This is a genomic window from Streptomyces sp. ICN903 (assembly GCF_022015835.1).
Taxonomy (GTDB): Bacteria; Actinomycetota; Actinomycetes; order Streptomycetales; family Streptomycetaceae; genus Streptomyces; species Streptomyces fenghuangensis.
In genome coordinates this window covers 1-5799 of sequence record NZ_JAKMAY010000330.1, presented here as the reverse complement: position 1 = coordinate 5799, position 5799 = coordinate 1, and the positions used below count along the sequence as shown (strand labels likewise).

Here is a 5799-nt window from a genome sequence, read left to right as displayed (position 1 = left end):
CGCGGCCGCGGCGGGCGGAACAGTGTGCTGGGGAAGGGGGGAAGTTGGTTCGATTCCGGCCAGTTTCGGCGGCTGCTGGGCGCTCATGGGTGGCTGCCCTCAGTGCGGACCAGCGTCGTCAATAGCATCGCAAACCCCCATGTCGTGCTGCTCCGCTATCAATGTCTTCAGGTGTACACGCCGTGGTAACGGGTGTCCAGCATCGCCCCGGCAGGCCGCGGATGTCCCCCGTCGACCGGTTTGGGATCCGGGCCCGATCACCGCTCCCGGCACATCCGAAGGTGTCGCGGGGGTGGTCACAAGCTTGGCCGAAAACGTACCCTGTGTCAGGCGGTGCGCGGTCGACTGACTCCCGGTACGGCAGCGCGTCATCACGATTGACGTGGGTACACGGTTACCCACGGCAGGAGGGACCGGGCGGGCGAGCGCGAGCGGGTTCCGGCGGAACCCGGCGGCGAGTCCGTGCGTCCCACGCAGTGGGAACGAGGCGCGTCCTCGTACGCGCCGGGAGGACCGGAGCACGGCAGGCGGAGGACCGCCGGACGGTACGGCGGTACGGGCGAGCGCGAGCGGCGTCCGGTGTGTGCCGTCACGCCGCGATCCGCGCCCGGTTCGCGAACGCCCCGGCCACGGCCGCGGAGAACAGCACGGTGACGCACTGCCCGGAGGCCCGGGCGCGGTCACACGAGATCCACAGGTGTAACAGGTGTGAGGGACCGGAAGACCGCGATCGGCCTTCTGGTCCTGCTGAGTCCTTAGTCAGTGTGCTTGTCGACGTATTTGTCGATCCATGGCGTTACGGAAAGGAACGAGCGCTGATGCGCGAGATCCTCGGAAGGCGACGCATGACCCGCTGGGCGCTGCGCGACGCGGCGCTCGTGTGCGCGACACGGTGGGGGTGGCCCGTGCTGCCCGGTGTGGCGCCGCGGGAGTCCAGGCGCCTGACCGCACGCCAGTCGGGGCAGCCTCGGGGGCGCTGCTCCTGTCCCCGGCCCGACTGCGTGGTGCCCGGTGCGCACCCCTTCGACCCCGAACTGCCGGCTGCCACCACCGACGAGCGCATGGTGCGCTGGTGGTGGACCAACCGGCCCGACGCGCCGGTCCTGCTGGCCACCGGCGGCCGCGCCCCCTGCGCGCTGAGCCTCCCGGCGGCCGCCGGGGCCCGGGCGCTGGAGGAGTTCGACCGGCTCGGGCTGCGCACCGGGCCGGTGATCGCGAGCCCGACCCGCTGCACGCTGCTGGTGGCGCCGTACGACCTGGAGGAGCTGGGCGAGCTGCTCCACGCCCAGGACTGGGTGCCCAGCTCGCTGCGGTTCCACGGCGAGGGCGGCTATGTGGCCCTGCCGCCGTCGCGCACCGGCGCGGGGCAGCTGCGCTGGGAGCGGCCCCCGGCCGCGCTGGGCGTCGGCCCCCGCGCCACCCTGCGCGGGGGCGGTGTGCCGTGGCTGCCGAGGATGGAGCCGCTGGTGGACGTGCTGGTGCGGGCTAGCGCGGCCGTCCCGGACACGGGCAGCCGGCTGGCGTACTGACCGGCCGACCGGTTCGGTTCCGCGGGTCCGGCCCCCACGGGTTCGGCCCCGCAGGTCCGGCCCCGCTCACTCGTACGGGTGGCGGTGCGCCTGGGTTGGAGGGAAACAGGCGGTCTGTCCGCCGGGGCGCCTTCTTCGTCCCGGTATGTTCGGGCCGCCGAAGAGTCCCTTCCCTCCAGCGAGTTGCAGGTGGACCCCATGTACGAGCCGCGGCAGCGCGCCTCCAGTCTCCGTGTGACCGCGCTCGCCGCCGGGATCGCCCTCGCGGCGTCCCTGCCGCTCACCGCCGCGACCGCCGGACCGGACGAGCGGCGGCCGGGCGACGGACGTACGGCCGCCGCAGGCGTCACCGCCGACCCCGTCGGCCCCGCCACCGGCTCCGCGCCCGAACGCTCCCCGCTCCCCCTTCCGGACGGGCTCCTCTCGCCCGAGCCGCCCGAACCGTCCGGCGCGGACCTGCCGGAGACCTCGGCCTACTGCGGCTCCTGGGCCGTCTCCCCGCGAGGTCTGCGCGCGCAGACCTGCGTCCTGACGCGGGACGGCGCCGTCTGGGGGCGGATGTACCACCGGAACACCACGGGTGAGGCGCTGCACGGCGCCCTGAGCCTGCTCGGCCCCGGCGGGCAGGCGCTCGCCGTCCCCTGCGAGCTGCCCGCCGGCGGCCGGGAGGGCGTGTGCGACACCCCGCACCGGCCGGTGAAGGGAAACTCCCCGGGCGGCGGGTCCTACACGGCGGTGGCGGAGGTCGCGGCCCCGGACGGGGAGGGGCTGCTGTTGCGTTCCGGCAGCGAAACCGGGGGTGGAACCGGGGGCGCCGGTGAAGCCGGGGAGAGCGGGGACGGCAAAGGCGGCGCAGAGGACGCCCGGCCCGCCGGTCCCTCGCGGAAATCGGGGAGTTGAACGGTCGGCCGCACGCGCCGAACCCGTATGCGGGAAGTGCGGGCATGAAAAGACCCGGTCGCTGGCGACGGGGGATGCACCAGCGACCGGGCTGAAAGAACCGTAACAAGTAACGGCCCGTTCGCAAATTCCACCGATGGCTTCCGGCCGCCTGTCTACCTGCGAGTACGTCCCGCTGTGACGGGAATCACTTGCCTTTTTCTTCCCTCAACAGCCGGAATTCGTCTGTCAGTTGAGAGTGATCTGGCGATTTGTGAATCCACTGCGCGCCCGGCGCTCCTCCGCGGTGAGCGGATCGGTGGACTCCAGTGCCTCGGCGAGCCGTTCCGCGAAGGCCGCGGCCGGCTTCTCGCACTCCTGCGCGCCCATCGCGCTCGGCAGATCCCACACCGGGACCATCAGGCCGTGCGCCCGGAAGGAGCCGACCAGCCGCGTGCCCTCGCCCAGCGACGACGCCCCCGCCGCGTGCAGCCGGGCGAGCGCGTCCAGCAGCCGCTCCTCCGGGTGCGGCATGACCCAGCGCAGGTGGTTCTTATCCGGGGTCTCGCACCAGTAGGCGGCCTCCACTCCCTCCAGCCGGGCGGTGGGCAGGGCGGCGGAGTTGGCGCGCTCCAGCGAGGCGGCGACCTCCGGACTCTGGTTGTCGGCGTCCTCCACCCAGAACTCGAAGCCGCTGTGCACCTCGGGCACGAAGGGCGTGTCGAGGTCCAGCAGGTCCTGCAGGCGCGGGGCGTCGGCGGGGATGCGCTCGGCGGCCACCGGGGTGCCCGGCTTCGCCGTCAGGGCCCGCCGCAGAACGTCGGCCAGGTCGCGGCTGAGGTCGCCGGAGGGGGTGTCGTTCTGCACGCCCAGCAGCACGGCTCCGTCCGTGCGGCGCAGCGCGGGCCAGGCCATCGGCAGGACGGTGGCCAGCGTCACCGAGGGGACGTCCCCGGGCAGCTCCTCCTTCAGCTTCAGCGGCACCGTCGCGGCCGGCACCAGCTCGCGCAGCGCCACCCAGTCGCACTCCCCGGGCAGCCCCTCGAACGGGCGGCGCACCAGCTCGGTCACCGCCTGCGCGGCGGCGCGCCCGTGGCAGGCCTTGTAGCGGCGGCCGGATCCGCAGGGGCAGGGCTCGCGGGCGCCGACGACGGGGATCTCACCGTCGGCGAGCTGCGGCTTGGCGGCCTTGGTCTGGGGTCGGCGCTTCTTGGCCATGGGGTGGGGTCTCCCGGTCGTTAAGGACGCTTTCGGCGCGAGCCTAGCCCTTGGGGCCGGGGCGGGACGCGTACGCGGGGGAGACCACCCGGAACGACTACCTCAGAGGTCCTCCAGACCTTCCAGCTCCGACAGGTCGAAGCGCATCGAGGAGGAGAACGCGTCGTCCTCCGAAGGCGCCACCACCGCCCAGACCGTCACCCCGCCGTGGCCGTGGCCGCGACCGCGACCGCCGCGGTCGTCGCGCACACCCCAGTCGCTGGCGAGCGAGGTGATGATCGACAGCCCTCTGCCGCCGCGCGCGGTCACCGACGGGTTGGACGGCCGGGGTCTGGTCGGGCCCCCGCCGTCGGTGACGGAGACGCTCACCCCGCCGTCGGCCGTGCGGCCCCAGGCCGCGCGTACGCAGTCGCTCACACCGATCGGTCTGGCGTGCCGGTACGCGTTGCTGAGAAGTTCGGAAAGAATGAGAACCGCGTCGTCCACGACGGCTTCGGGCGTACCGGAGCCGAGAAGCTCCTCGCGCATCCGGCGCCTCGCCGCCCCCACGCCCGCAGGACCGTGGGGTACGGCCATCGTCGACGACGTCGGCGCCTCCTGTGCAACCACCAACGCCACCCCCGAGACCTCCTTGTTCGCCCCACGCCACGTGATGGATGCCCTTTCGCCCGGTGGCGGAAACCGCCCGGCCCGGTACCGTGACGCAGCCCTCACCGCCCGTTCACCACCGGCGGACGGGAGTGCGCCGTAGTGCGCCGGCCGCCCGCCCACGGCCCCCGTCCGGCCCCGCCTCAGCCTCCGGCCCGTCTCAGCCCCCGACCCGTTCCGTCTCAGTCCCGGAACATCTCCTCCAGCTGGGCCAGTACGCGCCGGGGCCGGTTGGTGATGATGGCGTCCACGCCGAGCAGCGCGCACAGCTCCACGTCGGCCGGGTCGTCCACCGTCCACACGTGCACCCGGTGGCCCTCCCGGTGCGCCCACGCCACGTACTCGGGGTGGTTGCGCAGGATCCGGATGCTCGGCCCGGCGATCCCCACGCCCGGCGGCAGCTTCCCGTCGCGGTGGCGCGGCAGCAGGAACTGCATCAGGTAGACGGTGGGGATCCACGGCGCCGCGGCCCGTATCCGGTGCAGGGAGCGCGCCGAGAAGCTCATCACGCGCACCGGGATGGCCGGATCGTGGCGGGCCAGCACCCGCAGTAGCTCCTCCTCCACCTGACCCGCCCAGCGGCTGGGGTGCTTGGTCTCGATGGCCAGCTCCACCCGGCGCCCCGCGGAGGCCTGCTCCTCCACCAGGCGCAGCAGCCGCTCCAGGGTGAGGACGGAGGTGTGCTCGCGGCTTTCGGTCTCGGGCGACTCCTCGTCGCCGAGCCGGCCCTTCCAGGATCCGAAGTCCAGTTCGGCCAGTTCGGCCAGCTCCAGCGAGGAGACGGCGCCGCGGCCGTTGGAGGTACGGTTGACGCGGCGGTCGTGGACGCACACCAGGTGCTTGTCGGCGGTGAGCCGCACGTCGCACTCCAGCGCGTCGGCGCCGTCCTCGACGGCTCTGCGGTACGCGGCCAGGGTGTGTTCGGGAGCGTCCTCGGAGGCTCCTCGGTGGGCGACGACGGAGATGGGGCGGCGGGATCCGGCCGACCTCTGGGGCTGGTCAGGGCTCACCGCGTTATGGTGCCACCCCGCCCCGTGCGCGGCGGCCCGGGCGTCCGTTCGGACGGGTGCGCTTACGCCGGTCTGACGTGCGGTGGGAGAAGCTTGACGCCATACACCTGAATACGCACGCCGTCCCCGGACAGGCGTGTGACTGTCGTGTACCTGAGGAGAGAGCTGTGAGCACCGAGAACGAGGGCGCCGCCGGAGAGCACGCGGCCGGCGCCCCCGTGCCGCACCCGCCGGCCGACCGGTCCGCCGCGAACGACGCCGCCGCGCCCAGGACACCGACCGACAGCCCGCCGGAGGACTACGACCTCCAGGCCCCCACGCCCGCCCCCGCACCCGAGGCGGCGCCGAAGGACGAGTCGACGACCCTGCTGCGGAAGATCGAGCCGGAAGGCCCCGAGCCGTCGTCCCGGCCGGCAGCACCGCCGGCCGCCCAGCCCGCGCCCCCCGCCGCACAGGGGCAGGCCGAGCAGGGGCACGCCGCACAGGGGCAGGCCGCACAGGTGCAGACGCAGGGC

General features: G+C 73.7%; 5 protein-coding genes and 1 pseudogene. 3 read left to right on the top strand and 3 right to left on the bottom strand.

What is annotated here, in order from left to right; genetic code table 11:
- The first annotated feature begins 818 nt into the window (after positions 1 to 818).
- Together L7D48_RS24695 and L7D48_RS24690 are read left to right on the top strand one after the other, a co-directional pair.
- On the top strand, positions 819 to 1529 hold the full coding sequence (locus tag L7D48_RS24695; protein ID WP_237882640.1) for a bifunctional DNA primase/polymerase: 711 nt from the start codon (positions 819 to 821) through the stop codon (positions 1527 to 1529).
- A gap of 198 nt (positions 1530 to 1727) precedes the next feature.
- A complete protein-coding gene (locus tag L7D48_RS24690) occupies positions 1728 to 2429 on the top strand; it encodes a hypothetical protein (protein ID WP_237882638.1) in 702 nt (233 codons plus the stop codon).
- Between the two features lie 228 nt (positions 2430 to 2657).
- Here the strand turns inward: L7D48_RS24690 and L7D48_RS24685 are convergent, their stop codons facing one another.
- From L7D48_RS24685 to L7D48_RS24675, 3 genes are all read right to left on the bottom strand, one after another.
- On the bottom strand, positions 2658 to 3626 hold the full coding sequence (locus L7D48_RS24685; RefSeq protein ID WP_237882636.1) for a DUF5926 family protein: 969 nt from the start codon (positions 3624 to 3626) through the stop codon (positions 2658 to 2660).
- 102 nt (positions 3627 to 3728) lie between these two features.
- Complete coding sequence (locus tag L7D48_RS24680) at positions 3729 to 4244, bottom strand: ATP-binding protein (RefSeq protein WP_237882634.1); 516 nt, start codon at positions 4242 to 4244, stop codon at positions 3729 to 3731.
- 212 nt (positions 4245 to 4456) lie between these two features.
- Positions 4457 to 5284, bottom strand: coding sequence for a glycerophosphodiester phosphodiesterase (locus L7D48_RS24675; RefSeq protein ID WP_237882632.1), 828 nt, complete (start codon positions 5282 to 5284; stop codon positions 4457 to 4459).
- Positions 5285 to 5451: 167 nt separating this feature from the next.
- Between L7D48_RS24675 and L7D48_RS24670 the strand changes: the two are divergent.
- Positions 5452 to 5799: pseudogene (locus L7D48_RS24670) on the top strand (hypothetical protein); the annotation flags it as partial.